The sequence below is a fragment of the Pseudomonas trivialis genome, from assembly GCF_036864995.1.
Classification (GTDB): Bacteria; Pseudomonadota; Gammaproteobacteria; order Pseudomonadales; family Pseudomonadaceae; genus Aquipseudomonas; species Aquipseudomonas trivialis.
In genome coordinates this window covers 2150354-2166225 of record NZ_CP142151.1, presented here as the reverse complement: position 1 = coordinate 2166225, position 15872 = coordinate 2150354, and the positions used below count along the sequence as shown (strand labels likewise).

The window sequence follows — 15872 nt, the reverse complement described above, 5'->3', positions numbered from 1 at the left end:
TCATCCCGGGCAAGCCGCATGAAGGGTGGAAATCAGGCGAACCTGCTCGTCGTAGGCCTTGGCAAAGTCATTGCCCAACAGGTCCTCGCTCAACGGTTCTTTCTCGAGCAGGCGCTGATAGTGGCGTTGATAGGCACGCCAATGCGCACCGTCGGCGTTGAACCTGGGCGCTTTTGCCTGGTGCTCGAAGCACAACATCAAGTGGCTGGGCGCGAATGCGCGGTACCCATTGCGCAACGCGGTGCGACACGCTGTCAGCAGGGCGACCTGATGGGATTGAAGGTCCCGGTGGGCCTGGACCAGTGCGGTCTCGGCCGACAATTGCCCCCACTCGTTCATGCCCAGCAAAGCGGCCAACGCGGCTTCACCGTCGGAACAATGGCGCAGGGGGTTGGCACTCTGTAAGCGGGATTCTGGAGGTGTCAGGTTCGACTCTTTTTTCAGCTCGTCGCAGGTGCGCAGACTTTGCTGCAAGCCCTCGATGCCCTGCTTGAGCAAACTGGCGACCTTGATCGCCAATGCCTCGCGCCGTGGAGTGTCGATGTTATTGAGGTCAAGCCCGAGTGCCGCCGAAAACTGCCCCCAGAACGACGCATGCAAAGCCGGCGTCTTTTCGAGGTATTCGCGCGCAGGCGCATCGGGAACAGGCTCGGCCCGGCGCGGCAGCCTCATGTAATCCCTGTCCGGCGCTTGCTGATAAACACATTGTGCGGGTTCGTCGCTGGTTGCGACGGTGTCATCCGCTGGAAACGGGGCCTGATCCGTCGCCCCGACAGGATCAAGCCCGAGGAACGCATCGTCGGGGATCGAGTCACTCGCTGCGATCTGCAGTCTGTCATGCCAAGCCGGTGATGTGACCAGCCGCGCCCTTATGGCCAGTGCACCCAACTGGAATATGTCGCCATCTTCGACCAGGCGCGCCTGCCCCTTGCACAGCCGCTCGCCGCTGCTCGCCACGCAGATTCCATTGCTGCTGATGTCAGTCAGAAAATACTGACCTTCGCGAAAACTCACCAACCCATGGTGACTGGACAGCAGCCGACTCGAGTCGGGAATGACCCAGTCGCAACCGGCGCCACGCCCAATGACGCCGCCGGCCTCGGTGAACCGTTTGGGGGCCGTGGATGCGGAATCTGCGCCAGCGCTTTCATATACTTCAAACACCAGTTGCATGGTCATACCTCCCTCTGTTGGCCGCGCGTGCCGGCCTGCGGATCGCCCAGCGGACGGTAATCAGCATCGTCAAACACGTAGTTGGCGTTGCAGCCGCTCAGCAAAAACAGCGCAAGCACCAGGGCCTGCCATGGACGATCAAGCATCAGGTATCTCCCAGGAAGTGACGCGGGGGCGACCTGGGTAGACAGGGCGCCGGTGATACGAAGCAATAGTCAGCATTCGCCCCTGGCCTCGCCGCAGGGAATATTCAAACGCGCGAGGCGGTAGAGCAGCGTGCGCCGCGCCACCCCCAACTCACGCGCGGTGCGGGTGCGATTGCCGCGATTTCTGTGCAGGCAATCGATCAGCACCGTGCGCTCAACGCGTTCCAGACGCTGGCGCAACGTGGTGTCAACGACAGTGACCGGGCTGGGGGCCAACGCGAGGTGCACCGGCAGGATCACGTCTTCGTCACACATCAGCACGGCACGCTCCACCAGGCATTTGAGTTCGCGAACATTGCCGGGGAAGTCGTGATTCGTCAGTTGGTCCAAGGCCTCACTGGACCAGCCGACGCTCCCTCGTCCGAGTGCCACACAGGCCTTGTCCGCGAAGTGCCGGGCGAGCTGCAGCATGTCGCCGTCTCGATCACGCAGCGCCGGCAGCTCGATTGGAAATTGTGCCAATCGGTAATACAGATCCTCGCGGAAACTGCCATCGGCGACCATTGCCGCGAGGTCGCGGTGCGTCGCGGCAATGATTCGCACGTCGACCCTGTGCGAGGCGTTGGCCCCCAAGGGCCGAATCTCGCCTTCCTGCAACACACGCAGCAACTTGGCCTGCAACGACAGCGGCATATCGCCGATTTCATCCAACAGCAACGTGCCACCGTCGGCAGCATCGAATAGCCCCGCGTAGTCACGCAGCGCACCGGTAAACGCACCTTTGCGATAACCGAACAGTTCGCTCTCCAGCAACCCCTCTGGAAACGCCGCGCAGTTCTGCACCACAAAGGCTTTGTTACTCCTTTGGCCTGCGGCGTGGATGGCGCGCGCCACGACCTCCTTGCCGGTGCCGGTCTCGCCACGTAACAACACCGTATAGGGCGTGCGCAGAACCTTGCTGATCAGACGACACGTCGCCTCCATCGCCGTGCTGCTGCCAATCAGGCCAAACGCTGCCGCCAACGCAGCGCCAGACTTCAGCTCGGTGACCTCAGGCGCGGCACACGATGCCCTGGCCAGTTGCCCCAAGGCAAAACTGCCCAATTGCGCCAACGACGCTACATAGCCTTGCAACGCAAGCGGACGCTGGCTGGCACACAGCATGACGGCGCTGACGGCGTCGCCTCGGCAACACAACGGGATAGCGCAAAGAGAGCGCCAGGGTGTCGTCGCCTCAGGCAAAAAACCGCAGTCATACACACACTGGCTCAAGTCATCCAGGGCGACGGCTTGCCCCTGGGTCAGGACGTACTGCAACAGCTGCTCATCCTGCGCTCCCTGGCCCAGAGCGGGATCGCTCGACGACCGACCTCCGTGCAAATGCTGGGCAATCAGCTCGAGCCTGCCGGTGGCTTTATCAAGCCGGTACAGCTGGCCAAGCTCGCACTGACTCAGTTGTGCCACACCAGCCACGCAAAGGTCCGCGAGGGTGTTTTCATCAGCCCTGCGGCCCAGCCGGCAGAACCAGCCCATCAAGGTTTCGGCGTAGGCCAGGGGCTGCGGCAGTCGGCTAAACATTTCGTCGGTCATTGGCTGAACTCACACGCCGGTCGACCCGTACTGTCCAGCGACGCATGGGCCAGCGAGAGAGACTCTCCTACGGCCGTTGCCACGAGCAGGCGGTCCACGATCTGCGGCAGCAGGTCGGTCTCGATCCATTGGTCGATGTAACGTGCGCCACTGTCACCATGGGCACAGCGTTGGGCCATGTGCGCAAGCAGTTGCGGCGTATAGGTGAAGGCCAGCTTGCGCCGGGCCAGCCGGTGCCCGAGACGAACGAGCTTGAGCCTGACCACCTCACCCAACACCTCGGCGGTAATCGGGTAATAGGGCACCACATGCATCCGCGCCAGCAATGCGGGTTTGAAGCAGGCGCGCAACGACGGAACAAGCGCCTCGTGCAAAACCTCGAGCTCGGGGCGCCGGCCGTCGGCACACAAGGCACTGATGCAATCGCTGCCGAGGTTGGAGGTCATCAGGATCAGAGTGTTGCGAAAATCGATCTCACGACCTTCGCCATCATTGGCCAAGCCCTTGTCGAACACTTGGTAGAACAGGTTCAGCACTTGCGGGTCAGCCTTCTCCACTTCATCCAGCAACACCACCGAATACGGACGCTGACGCACTGCCTCGGTGAGGACGCCGCCTTCGCCGTAACCGACATAACCGGGCGGCGCGCCGATCAATCGGGACAGTGAGTGTTGCTCCTGGTATTCCGACATATTAAGGAGGGTGACAAACCGCCGGCCGCCGTACAGCAGGTCCGCCAGCGCCAGCGCCGTTTCGGTCTTGCCCACGCCGCTCGGTCCGACCAGCAGAAACACGCCCACTGGCGCGTCAGGCTCGTTCAGCCCGGCCGCCGTGGCGCGCATGCAGCGGTCAAGCGCCTGCACCGCGTGATCCTGGCCGAGGATGCGTGCGCCCAGCGCATCGGCAAAACCCAGCACCTTGTCGCTGTGTTCAAGCACCAGTTGCTCGGTGGGAATGCCGGTCCATGCGCTGATGACCTGAGCCACCAGGCGTGGGCAAACCTCAGGCTGTTCGGGTGATTGTTCGCGCTGTTCAAGCCAGGTCTGCTCCAACGCCTGGCGCTCGCATTCGACAGTCTCGAGCCGAGATTGCAGCGCTTGCAGCCCGGATCCATCGACAGGCAAACCCGCATCAGCGTCGCGGCGCAGCGCATGGTATTGCTGCCAGCCTTCGGCCAGTTCAGCGTTCACACGCTGCAGCGCCTCAGAGGGCACGGCCAGATGTGTACGCGCCCTTGCGCACGCGGTGTCCAATACATCCACCGCTTTGTCTGGTAGCTGGCGCCCCGCCAGGTAACGCGCGCTCATCTGTGCCGCAGCGACAACGGCATCGTCGCGTACGTATACACCATGGCTGGCCTCGTAGGCCGGGACCAGCCCGCGCAGGATGGCGACGGCTTGCTCGACACCAGGTTCGCCCACCCGTACTGGTTGAAAGCGTCGCGCCAGCGCCGGGTCTTTCTCGATATGCTTTTTGTATTCCGACCAGGTGGTGGCGGCGATGGTACGCAGCTCGCCACGGGCCAGCGCGGGCTTGAGCAGGTTCGCTGCGTCGGACGCCCCGCCCTGCCCGCCCGTGCCCACCAGGGTATGGGCCTCATCGATAAACAGGATCACTCGCTGGGGCGACGCATTGACCTCGTCGATCACGCCCTTGAGGCGGCGCTCGAACTCGCCCTTGATTCCCGCCCCCGCTTGCAGCAGGCCCAGATCCAACGTGAGTACACGCACCTGCTGGAGCGACGGCGGTACCCGAGATGCGACGACTTGCAAGGCAAAGCCTTCGACAATCGCGGTTTTACCCACCCCTGCCTCCCCGATCAGAATCGGGTTGTTCTTGCGCCGGCGGGTGAGGATGTCGACCAGTTGTCTAATTTCGGCATCGCGACACAGCACCGGGTCAATCAGACCTTCACGCGCCTGGAGGGTGAGGTCATGGGTGAAGCGCTGCAACAGCGAGTCAGCCGACGGGGTATTCCCGTGCGGCTGCTGGCTCAGCAGAAAATCGCGCACACGGTCGACATCAAGGCGGCTCAGAATCTTCTGGTACGCGCTGCCTGCGTGCTCAAAAGGATGACGCAGCAGCGCCAGCAACAAGGCACCCTGATCGACCTCCGCTTGCCCCAGTTCGACGTGCGCAACCATCAGTCCCTGTTGCAACCACTGCACCAGCGTCGTCGCGAAAACCGGGTTGCGGGTTGCACTGTGTTCGCTCTTTGGATAAAGCGTCGACTCGAGCTCCGACAGTTGCACGCCCGCGTCCGCCAGCGCCCGCATCAGCAGGCCGTCGACGTGCTCCAGCAACGCCAGCAGCAGGTCCTCTACCAGCACCTCGCGGCCACCGCGTGCGACACAGCGCTCGGCTGATCGCTCAAGGTCGTATCGGGTCTGCGCGGCCAGGGTGCGGATAAGGTGTTGCAGATCTACATTCATCATAATCATCGATCCCTAATCAGATTGCCGGCGAGCGTTACAGCTCCATCAGCACGTTCGTGGGCCAGCCAACTGGTCCAGCCAAGACGACAGACATTGCGCTCGCCGATGTGCAGCGCACGCATTTCGCCCTCGGCCAGCACCAGGCGCAGGTCATACTCCAGGGGCGCGCGTGCGGTTAACTGCACCAATGAACACAAGGGCAGAAACGCCGCTCCGGTGGGCAGGAACTCGTGAAAGCGCTGCCAGCTCAGCCCCAGCACGTGCACCTTGAACTTGCCGCAGCGGTCCGCTATTTGCTGCCCCAGCACCAGATCGTGGCCGAGCGCGTGGTGGGTAACGCCCAACTGGTTGCGCTGCTGCGGGTCGATGCAGACACGGCGCGCCACCCACTGCTCGATGAACACTCGGCTGTGCTTGAAGTAATGGCGCAACACCGTTTCGATCATCGACGCCGAATGTGCCCGCAGCCCCAACAAGCCCAGGTAAGGCAGCAGGCGCCTGCAATCCAGACGTGCCGCTGCGCGAACTTCCCGACTGCCCAGGCCGATCAGGGCGAACATCTGTGCCGAAAAACCATCGCTGGCACCGTTTCGGAAACGCGCTCGATAACGGTACTTGCGCCAGATCGGCAACATCAGCCGCTGCAGGCGATGGTGAAAGACGTTCAGGAAGTCCCGCGTGACGTTGGCCCCCATGGGTTCTGCACACGCCTGCTCGCCATAGAACGCCGGCAGCGGTGAACCTGCGCCAAACAGCCCCAATACATTGAGGCGCAGCCGCGCGCGTAACTGGCCCTGCTCCACAAAGAACTCCACTTGGTCTATGTCGTGTCCGGGAAAGCCAAGACTGGGATTGGCCTGGAATTCCAGCTGGTCATACAACGCGTCCTCGTCCAGCAACGGATGAGCCTCACGCAGGCGCTCAATCACCAGGAGCACCGCCTGAAACAGCGAATAGTCGCGAATACAGCGCGACAGTTCGGTTAAAGCAGGGGCTGTTGGCCCAACCGGGGTGGCCATAGGTACACATCTCCTTGTGTGCTGATAACGCGCAGTTCGTGGTACGAATTCAGGTTGGCGTAAAGCGCAAAAAACTCGTTGAGTACCGAGGCAAAAACAAAAACATCGCCTTGACCGAGGAAACCCTGGGGATCAATCGTCAGGTCCACCCGCAACCCGCGAAACGGCAGGCCCTGATGCAGTCGGTCCACCGCCTTGTGGCTGACGGCCTGCAATGCGCCGAGCCTCTTCAGGCTGATCTGCTGCGCTTGGCGACCGTGATAACGCGGCAGGTCGTAGGTTTCCAGAATCACTTTCAAGGCGTTGATATCGGTCAGCGACAGATAATTGAGCGAGAGGTTGCTGATCAGCCGCCACAGGAAATCCTGGTCCAGGGGGGCGCGAAACTTGCGGTAGGCACCGTGATATTGCGAAACGTCAGGAATTCTGGAGTGTGCTCGCCGGGTTGGTTGATCTCACCGATGGCCAGTTGCTGTGGAAGGTTCTGATTGGTGCACGTCAGCTCGATCGACAGTGTTTCCTGCTCACTCCCGTGGCCGTTACCGAATGCCATCCAGGTGTCGAGCCCGACATGCTGTACGGATGGACGCTGACGGATGCTGAAACTGGGCGCCGCAACTGATGCCCCGGCATCGGCGTCATGTTCGAAGGACTCGAACGGCACAAACGCCCGGTGGCCCAGCCCGCCTGGGCGCCAACCCGTCACGCGGTCCACGCAAAAGACGCCTGCATGGCCCCGGGTGTATTCGCCAGGCACCAGCAGGTATTCGTCCTGCTTGCCATCCAGGCGGATCGGCACCGCATCATGGCTGAACAGATTGACGATGGGCGTGCAATACAGCTTTACGTTATCCAGCCCCGGACACTGTGGCTCATGCCCCTGGATACGCAGTTCGAAACGCATCACCATGCTGCGCACCTGTTTGAGCTGCGCGTGGGGAACCCGGTGCAGGGCGTCCAGGCCCGCGACATCGACGAACAGGTACTTGTCGGGAAAGGCAAAATACTCCTGCAGATGGCGATAGCCACTGAAGGTATTCAGTGGATAAGGGATCAATGCCTGGTCTTCGTTGAACCCGACCGGCTTTACCTGGCTGGCAGCCAGCCGCAGCGACAGCGGCTGTCCATCAGTCCCGTCAACGGGGCATCCACTCTCGTCGAGCAGCAACAGTTCAATGCCTTCAAGATGACGCAACAGGCTCAAATAAAGGCCCTGGCTGACATAACGATCGCCTGCCAGGTGCAAACGCAGAGGCTCGAACGCCAACTCGGTGAAATTGCCCGGCGCACTCATCCCCAGATGCAGATCCAGCAAGGCGCGCTCACCCTGGAATGCGTAGTCCACACGACTGAGTTGCAGCGGCATCACCTGGGTGAGATAGCAGGTGCGAAAACGGCAGCGCTCGCCATTGATCGCCACGCTTTCCACTGCGGTATCCCGCTCTACCCGGATGGCCGGCCCCGCACGTTTGAGCGGATCGAACTGCAGGATGCTGAACGAGGGCAACGGCCGCATGTAGTTGGGCCACAGCAATTGCATCAGCGAGTGGGTCAGCTCCGGTAACTCGTCATCAAGCTTTTGACGCAAGCGTCCAGTGAGAAACGCGAAACCTTCCAGTAAACGCTCGACATCCGGGTCCTGCCCGCCTGCGGACAGGAAAGGTGCCAACGCCGGATTACGCTCCGAGAAACGTCGCCCAAGCTGACGCAAGGCGCTGAGCTCACTCTGGTAATAGCGATTAAAGGCCATTCGGCGCGACCTCCACCTGCCCGCCGCCACCCAGGCGCGCGCTGAAAACAACGGCTCGCGTCTCACCTTCAATCGTCAGGATCGCTGCGATGGAAAATGCCAGGACCAGAGGGTCGCGATCACGCGGCAGTGCCCTGACCCGAACATTCGTCAGGCGTGGTTCGTAGGCCTGAATAAAGCGCTCGATCGACAGGCGCGACTGGCTCAAGGACTCGTGCAGGCTCTGGCGCATGTCATTGAGATCCGGCAGGCCGTAATCGCGCGCGGTCTGGACACTGCCGGCGCGCGTGCTGAGCATTTTCCCCAAGTGGGCGGCCACCGAGGCCATGCCGCCCGACTGAGCGGATGCGTGGCCTTCGAGGCGCTCGAAAAAGCTGTGGTGACAGGTCATCCCCGGGAGCCTGCTCATTCTTTGTCGAGCTTGCCGACCAGGGACAGGGTGAAGTCCGCCCCCATGTACTTGAAGTGAGGTCGCACACTCAGGCTGACGCGATACCAGCCTGGCTCACCATCAACATCGCTGACGACAATGCGTGCCGCACGCAGGGGGCGACGACCACGCACTTCGGCACTGGGGTTTTCCTGGTCGGCGACGTACTGACGAATCCATTTATTGAGTTCAAGCTCAAGGTCGGTGCGCTCCTTCCACGACCCCAGCTGCTCTCGCTGCAGCACTTTCAGGTAATGAGCCAGTCGGTTGACCACCATCATGTAAGGTAACTGGGTGCCCAGCCGGTAATTCAACTCCGCTTCCCGGCCCTCGACACTGGTGCCGAAATATTTGGGCTTCTGCACCGAACTCGCGGAGAAAAAGGCGGCGTTGTCACTGCCTTTACGCATGGTCAACGCGATGAAACCCTCTTGGGCCAGTTCATATTCGCGTCGATCGGAGACCAGCACCTCGGTGGGGATCTTCGTTTCGATTTCCCCCATGCTGTGAAAGTGGTGCAAGGGCAGGTCTTCCACCGCCCCGCCGCTTTGCGGACCGATAATATTGGGGCACCAGCGAAACCTGGCGAAGCTGTCGGTCAAGCGCGTGGCGAATGCGTAAGCCGTGTTCCCCCACAGATAGTGTTCGTGGCTGTTGACCACGTTTTCCTGATAGGCAAAGGTCTTGACCGGAGACTCAAGGGGATCGTAAGGCGTGCGCAGCAAAAAACGCGGTACGGTCAGGCCGATGTAACGCGCGTCTTCGCTCTGGCGAAAGCTCTGCCATTTGGCAAATTGCGGACCTTCGAAATGGTCCTTCAGATCTTTCAGGTCAGGCAGGCCGGTAAAGCTTTCCAGGCCAAAAAAGGCCGGCCCGGCCGCTGCGATAAAAGGCGCGTGGGCCACACAGGCGACAGTGGAAACGTACTGCATGAGCTTCACGTCGGGCGCACTGGGTGAAAGGAAATAATTGGCGATGATGGCTCCCACGGGCTGACCACCGAACTGGCCATACTCGGCACTGTAGATGTGCTTGTAGAGCCCGGACTGGTTAATCTCCGGCGAGTCTTCGAAGTCATCGAGCAGGTCCTCGCGGGACACATTCAGCAATTCGATCTTGATGTTTTCACGTAAATTGGTGCGTTCGATCAGCAACTGCAAACCTCGCCACGCAGCTTCCAGTGCCTGGAACTGCGGGTGATGGAGGATTTCGTCCATTTGCTGGCTGAGCTTGCTGTCGATCTCGGCGATCATCCGGTCCACCAGGCGTTTCTTGACCGGTTCTGCGCTGTTGTGCGGTTTGACCAATTCTTCGATAAACGCCGAGACGCCGCGCTTGGCGATGCCGTAGGCCTCGTCGTCCGCAGTCAGCAGGGTTTGCGCAATGATGTTGTCGAGGATGCTCGACTCGTCCGCCTTGAGTGCGGCCAGTGAAGTGGCTTGAGTGTTCATGGGATCAGTGTCCTTTTACTGAAAAATCATGCGGAAGGCCGGTCCAGCCCCAATTCGGCGAGTACACGCGTGCGCGACTCGTCGTTGGCCAGGGCCTGTTCGATAGCCTTGCGAAAGCTCGGCGTGTTACCCAGCGGGCCCTTCAATGCCATCAGCGCTTCACGCAGGGCCATCAGCTTTTTCAGTTCGGGAATCTGCTCGACCAGGCTCGCGGGATTGAAGTCCTGCATTGAATTGATGTGCACCTGAATACCCAGCTCCTCCACCTCGGCGTCGTCCTGAAGACGATTGGGTACGCTGAGCGTCAAGCTCAGTGCCTGCTTGGCCAGCACCTCATCCAGGTTGTTCCTGTCGATCCCGACAGGCTTGCGGTCTTCGAGCTTGCGCAGGTCCTCGCGTTGGGTGAAGTCTCCCAGCACCAGCAGTTTCAACGGCAGTTCGACTTCTTCCTGCGCGCCACCAACGGCGGGTTTGAAGGTGATATTGATGCGTTCCTTGGGTGCTACCGAACCCTCTTTGGGCATGGTTTTTCTCCTTTTTGCGTGCGGCTCTGCAGCCTATTCAAGTACCGCTTCAAGATCGAAATGGCACAACCTGCGATGGGTTTTTTCCTTGCGCTCACGCACTGCCTGGTCTTGCGGCAGCAGCTCACAGCAGCGAAACAACAGCTGTGCCACTTGCAGCGCCAGATCAGGTTCCCAGCGCTCAAGCCCTGCGTGCTGCAGGTGATCATCCAGCTGTTCGAGCTGGATCTTCGCCAACTCATGCTTGCCTGCCAGCACACACAGACGGGCCTGGGCCAGGCGCCAGTGGAAACGGTCGCGCTCGCTTCGCGCGGCGTGCAGACTCTGCGTGAACTCGCCGACGACAGCCTTGAGCCCGTCCTTGCGCAACCTGGGCAGCCCTTCCTGTAATGCCGTCTCCCAGGGTTCGGCGTCGATGTTTCTCGCCGGCGCGAGAGGTTGGTTTGTTTGCAGGTGACGGGCCACATGCAACGCAATCCAGTCCCGGGTGCTCGCATCGGCAAACGGCATGCCCTCGTAAAAACGATACTCAGGCAGGTCCGGCAGGCGTTGCAGCAACAGGGCAAAACTCACCTCCAGCTCGGTTTTCGCCAGGTTGGCCTGCAGTGCGTCAAGGCACTCCCACTGCATGCGCAGTCCGTCAAACCAGAACATCGCGCTGCTCAGGCTTGTATCGAATTCAAGTATCAGATCGGCGTAATGCCCCTGGGCAAGACGCTCCTGGCACCGCTTAAGCTTGTCGACCGAGGGGCCACGCAAGGTCGTGGTTCTATGGTTGTCTGCGTCTGGATAACTGGTCAGCGAGAGCCAGGCCAGTGTTCGACTCAGGCGCAAGGCCCGCAGGTCTGCAGCGCCTTGCCTCAACCACCATTTACACAGGGGACGAGCCTGGTCCTGCAAGGTGCGCAGGCGTTTGTTCGCATCCCTTTCGTTTTCGATGGCGGGCTCGGGCTTGAGCAATTGAGCCGCCACCTGTTTGACCTGGGTCATCACATGTGGCAACGCTGCGGGAGCTGGATTGCCTTGCGCGGCATGTTCAAGGCGCTCCGACAGTTGCCTGCGAATCGGCAGCAGCAACGGAGCATCGTTACCCAGACGCTGACGCCAGCACTCATCGAGGCGCGAAAGGTGTTCGTGGAGCAGATGAAACACCGGCTGCTGGCCTGCAACCGCCAGGCTTTGGTCGAACACCGGATCAAGGCGCAATACCAACCAGCCAAAAGCCGCACTGCGGGTGCGCAGCTTGAGCGGGTAGACAACCGCCCAATGCTGCTCGCAGAGATGCAACAGGAGGCCGAGTCCGGCCAACAGGCCGGCAAACGATTCACGCTGGTAAAGCGCCCAGACCAGCCATACCGCGACACGCAGATCCCTGGAATGCTCGCGCAACACGCTCTCGCCGGTTTCAACGACTTTCTGCCAATCCGGCTGGCTTTCACCGTGTATCGATTGCATTTTCGCCAGCTCGTTTTCCAGGGCCTCATATTCGCTGGAAAAGCGTATTTCATTGCCGGCGAAACTTGCATCCGAGCAAGGTCGCCGCGCCAACTCAAGATAATAATCACAAAGCGTTTTCAAATAATCCATTTTGTTCCACGCACAACCACTCACCTCATAAAACACATTGAACAAGCAATAAATCATTAAGACGCTATTGAGACAGCGATGAGAAGCCCCACAAGAGTTGCAAACACTAGCCACGACAAAGAGATTCATCAAGCGAAAAATTAAAACTTGAGACTTATCCTACAACGCCCTAAAAACACGGCCTGCGCAGAAAATTGCGCAATTTATTTCGAAGAAAACTTCAAATATCGCGTATCCAGCCCACTGCCACCCACCCAATGAAATTGGCAACTAATTGCGCACTCATGCGCAAACAACCTCAATAAACTTACTCACTTATTCACAGCAACTTATCAAAAGACACTCGCTCACTAACCCTGCTCCCATATTTCACTAGGTCTTGCACTTTCCGGCACGCTTTTTGTTAAGGAGACAGGGCCATCCGGTTTCAATATGAGATGGACTCCCCTATCAATCAGACAAGGAAACCCGTCATGCCAACACCCGCATATCTCTCCATCACTGGCGTCAAGCAAGGTTTGATTACGGCAGGCACTTTTACTCAGGACTCGGTAGGCAATATTTACCAGGAAGGGCACGAGGACCAGATTCTCGTCCAGGCGTTTGCGCACCAGGTCATCATCCCGCGCGATCCGCAATCCGGTCAGCCAACAGGGCAACGGGTGCACAAGCCATTGATGATTAGCAAGGTGTTCGACAAGTCATCGCCCCTGCTCTTCAGCGCACTCACCAGTGGCGAGGAGGTGAAATGCCGGCTGGAGTGGCTGCGCACTTCGTCGGCCGGCACCCAGGAGCATTACTTCACCATCGAACTCGAGGGAGCGACCATCGTCGATATCCAGTCACGCATGCCCAACTGCCAGGACCCGGACAACGCGCACTTCACGCATCTGGAAGATGTGTATTTCACGTATCGCAAGATTGTCTGGACCCATGAAGTGTCGGGCACTTCCGGCTCGGACGATTGGCGCAGCCCGGTGTCCAGCTAAGGTAGCGTGATGCGCAAACGACGCCCAGGGACGGGCGCCGTTTCCATCGAGATGGGTTATTACTGAGGGCTAGACCATCGCCAGCGGATGCTTGCGCTTGGGCGCGCCGAATACCCGATCGATCGCGTCCAGATCATGTTCATCCAGCATCAGGTTCGCAGCACGGGCATTGAGTCGCACATGCTCCGGCGTAACGGCCTTGGGGATGGCGATCACGCCGTCCTGGCGCAATATCCACGCCAGGGAGACCTGGGCGGGCGTTGCTTCGTGACGCTGGGCGATCTGTTTGAGCGTCGGGCTGGACAGCAACTTGCCGCCCTGGGCGATGGGACAGTAAGCCATCAGCGGCAAATGATGTTGTTGCCACCAGGGCAGCAGGTCGAACTCGATTCCCCGCTCCTCGATGTTGTAGAGCACCTGATTGGTGGCGCAGGCCGGTGAGGCGAGTTCCTGCAAGTCGGCTACGTCAAAATTGGAAACACCCCAACGGCCGATCTTGCCAGCTTCGCGCAAACGCTCGAATGCCTCGACCGTTTCTTCAAGAGGATACTGGCCGCGCCAGTGCAACAGGTACAGGTCGATATAGTCGGTGCCCAAGCGTTGCAAACTGGCTTCACAGGCACGAGGGACGCCCGTTCGGCTGGCATTGTGCGGGTAGACCTTGCTCACGAGGAACACTTGGTCACGCTTGCCGCGTATGGCTTCGCCGACGACGGACTCGGCGCCCCCTTCGCCGTACATTTCGGCGGTATCGATCAGGGTCATGCCCTCGTCGATCCCCAGTTGCAATGCCGCCACTTCAGCGCGGTGCTGGTCGGGGTCTTCTCCCATGCGCCAGGTGCCCTGGCCGATGACGGGGACCGGTACGCCGGCCAGATCGATGGTACGCATGACAACCTCCTGATGAGTTCGCAAGTAAACAGTGGGGCATTGACCGGACAAAAGGGTTCAATCGAAGTATGGTTGCCCTCTGCCAAGTCGCCAGGAAGAACCTGCAATGCTGTTTGTCGTGATGCTCGGGGGCAAGCACCCGCGGGCGAGGATCGAAGTCCATGATGTGGTATTCGCCGTGGCGGATACCCTGCAAGCCACTTACCCGCAATTGCGTGAAAACTGGTTCGGCAGCGCCAAGGGCGTACACATCGACGCCTGGATGGCGGTGGATGGCGTCGATGGCTGGAAAGTCGAGCTCAGCCCACTGGCCCCGCAAGCCGGAGCGCCGCGCCTGTATTTCATCAACCTTGGCGGGTATGACACCCACAGTTTCGGCGAGGCCCATCACTACCTCCTGGTCGTCGCGCGCAACAAGCAGGAAGCCAGGACGCTGGGCAAGCGCCAGATGCTGCGCGGCTGGTCCCTGGCGCATACCGATGCCGTGATGGATGTGGATGACTGCCTGCCCATCGACCTGGTGGACGGTCGCTATGTGCATCTGGTGCAGGGCGCACACGAGCCCATCGTGCAACGCAATGACTACATCGTATTGTCTTGAGCGCACGTTTCACCAACTGCCTGACGCACCGCCGCCGCCACTGGATCCGCCGCCGCCGGACGAACTGCTGCTGGAGCGCGAGCTGCTTGAGTTTGAACTCGAACGGCTGCTCGACCCCGAGCCCGAGCCGGAGACGCTCTGCACGAACAGAATAAACGCCGCAATCGTGGCCACCGGTATGGCCACCAACCAGCCTTGAGCACCATGGCCCAGCAGCAGGCCCGCCGCCGTATAAATCGCGACGACCGCCAGTACGCGTACGAGGAAGAAACGCGGGCTGCTTTTCCATGATGCCTTGATCAGGAAGAACAACCCCACGTACAGACCCAGCACCACGGCAGCGCCCAACGGCCACAGCAGCCAGTGGACAAGGCTGAGCTCGACAAACCGAGCCGCGGCCAGCACGCCGACGGTATACGCCAGTACCGCCATCACGCAGTAAAAGACTGCGCGTGCCAGCCACAATGCGCCAAACGTGGCTCCGCCGATCACTATCGTCAGCGGTAATACCAGCAGGAATATCGGCCACTCACGCCCACCGATGTACACCGTCAGCAGCAGGGTCACCCCGGCTGTGGCAATCAAGGCACGGCGCCAGTGCAACGTGCCTGCGGCCATCAACACACCACCGATAGCGCCGGCGATCAGTGCCAGCAGTATCGCTATGGCCTGGGAACTGACGCCAGGGACGGCGACTGCCGGCAAGTCGCCGCCCTCAACCAGCACAACAAGGTTGTTCACACCCTGGCTGACGCCACCGGCAAAATCGCCTTGGCGAAACGCCGGGGTGATGTGTTCTTCGATGATCCGGTGGGCAAGCAAGTCGGTGACCGTGCTTTCCAGCCCGTACCCGACTTCGATGCGTACCTTGCGATCGTCCTTGGCCACCAACAGCAGGATGCCGTCGTTGACGTCCTTGCGCCCCAGTTGCCAGGCGCGAAACAGCTGATTGGCATAATCCTCGATGCTGGCCCCGCCGGTTCCGGGCACCAGCAACACGGCAATTTGTGAACCTTTGCGTCGCTCGAGGTCGGCGAGCTGACTTTTCAGACGGGCGGTGGTGTCTGCGTCGAGTGTGTTGGTGAGGTCGATCACCCGCTGGTCGAGGGCCACGCCAAGCGGCGAAACGTCAGCCTGGACGGCAGTAAACACGCTGAGGCACATCAGCGTCAGCAGACTCAAGACGGACAGCCGTATCCACCGCATCATGTTTTGTTACCTGAAGTTTCATCCTGAAAGGCGCTGACTGTAACCTATCGGCGCTATAACGCGTGACCCAAAGGCGT

General features: G+C 60.3%; 13 protein-coding genes and 1 pseudogene. 2 read left to right on the top strand and 12 right to left on the bottom strand.

All coding sequences use genetic code 11. From position 1 onward, the window contains the following. From tagH to tssA, 10 genes and pseudogenes are all read right to left on the bottom strand, one after another. Positions 1 to 1173, bottom strand: coding sequence for a type VI secretion system-associated FHA domain protein TagH (gene tagH, locus VRB54_RS09735; protein ID WP_338481080.1), 1173 nt, complete (start codon positions 1171 to 1173; stop codon positions 1 to 3). Between the two features lie 2 nt (positions 1174 to 1175). Further along, positions 1176 to 1319: a type VI secretion protein gene (locus tag VRB54_RS09730; RefSeq protein ID WP_338480586.1), complete on the bottom strand. Its 144-nt coding sequence runs from the start codon at positions 1317 to 1319 to the stop codon at positions 1176 to 1178. Between the two features lie 69 nt (positions 1320 to 1388). After that, entirely contained in the window at positions 1389 to 2909 is a 1521-nt protein-coding gene (locus VRB54_RS09725) for a sigma 54-interacting transcriptional regulator (RefSeq protein WP_338480585.1), read from the bottom strand. After that, a complete protein-coding gene (locus VRB54_RS09720) occupies positions 2906 to 5344 on the bottom strand; it encodes an AAA family ATPase (protein WP_338480584.1) in 2439 nt (812 codons plus the stop codon). Before VRB54_RS09720 ends, VRB54_RS09725 begins: the two co-directional genes overlap by 4 nt. Positions 5345 to 5346: 2 nt before the next feature. Then, positions 5347 to 6363: a type VI secretion system baseplate subunit TssG gene (tssG, locus tag VRB54_RS09715; RefSeq protein WP_338480583.1), complete on the bottom strand. Its 1017-nt coding sequence runs from the start codon at positions 6361 to 6363 to the stop codon at positions 5347 to 5349. After that, a pseudogene (tssF, locus tag VRB54_RS09710) lies at positions 6327 to 8113 on the bottom strand (type VI secretion system baseplate subunit TssF). The gene tssG and the pseudogene tssF overlap by 37 nt, the downstream one beginning before the upstream one ends. After that, positions 8103 to 8504, bottom strand: a complete 402-nt coding sequence (tssE, locus tag VRB54_RS09705) for a type VI secretion system baseplate subunit TssE (RefSeq protein ID WP_338480582.1) — start codon at positions 8502 to 8504, stop codon at positions 8103 to 8105. Before tssE ends, tssF begins: the two are co-directional and overlap by 11 nt. A 14-nt stretch (positions 8505 to 8518) precedes the next feature. Further along, a complete protein-coding gene (tssC, locus tag VRB54_RS09700; RefSeq protein WP_338480581.1) occupies positions 8519 to 9994 on the bottom strand; it encodes a type VI secretion system contractile sheath large subunit in 1476 nt (491 codons plus the stop codon). 26 nt (positions 9995 to 10020) lie between these two features. After that, positions 10021 to 10518: a type VI secretion system contractile sheath small subunit gene (gene tssB / locus VRB54_RS09695; RefSeq protein ID WP_338480580.1), complete on the bottom strand. Its 498-nt coding sequence runs from the start codon at positions 10516 to 10518 to the stop codon at positions 10021 to 10023. 33 nt (positions 10519 to 10551) lie between these two features. Next, positions 10552 to 12105, bottom strand: a complete 1554-nt coding sequence (gene tssA, locus VRB54_RS09690; protein WP_338480579.1) for a type VI secretion system protein TssA — start codon at positions 12103 to 12105, stop codon at positions 10552 to 10554. 473 nt (positions 12106 to 12578) lie between these two features. Between tssA and VRB54_RS09685 the strand changes: the two genes are divergently transcribed. Next, a complete protein-coding gene (locus VRB54_RS09685; RefSeq protein WP_003235468.1) occupies positions 12579 to 13094 on the top strand; it encodes an Hcp family type VI secretion system effector in 516 nt (171 codons plus the stop codon). A 69-nt stretch (positions 13095 to 13163) separates the two neighbouring features. Here the strand turns inward: VRB54_RS09685 and VRB54_RS09680 are convergent, their stop codons facing one another. Next, the gene (locus VRB54_RS09680; protein WP_338480578.1) at positions 13164 to 13985 is read right to left on the bottom strand and encodes an aldo/keto reductase; all 822 of its coding nucleotides are present in this window, start codon (positions 13983 to 13985) and stop codon (positions 13164 to 13166) included. Positions 13986 to 14091: 106 nt separating this feature from the next. On the opposite strand from VRB54_RS09680, the gene VRB54_RS09675 reads away from it, so the two are divergent. Further along, positions 14092 to 14586 (top strand): DUF1543 domain-containing protein, encoded by a 495-nt coding sequence (locus tag VRB54_RS09675; protein ID WP_338480577.1) that lies wholly within the window; start codon positions 14092 to 14094, stop codon positions 14584 to 14586. A gap of 9 nt (positions 14587 to 14595) precedes the next feature. Here VRB54_RS09675 and VRB54_RS09670 read toward each other — a convergent pair whose 3' ends face one another. Further along, positions 14596 to 15795: a YgcG family protein gene (locus VRB54_RS09670; RefSeq protein ID WP_338480576.1), complete on the bottom strand. Its 1200-nt coding sequence runs from the start codon at positions 15793 to 15795 to the stop codon at positions 14596 to 14598. Between the last annotated feature and the right edge of the window lie 77 nt (positions 15796 to 15872).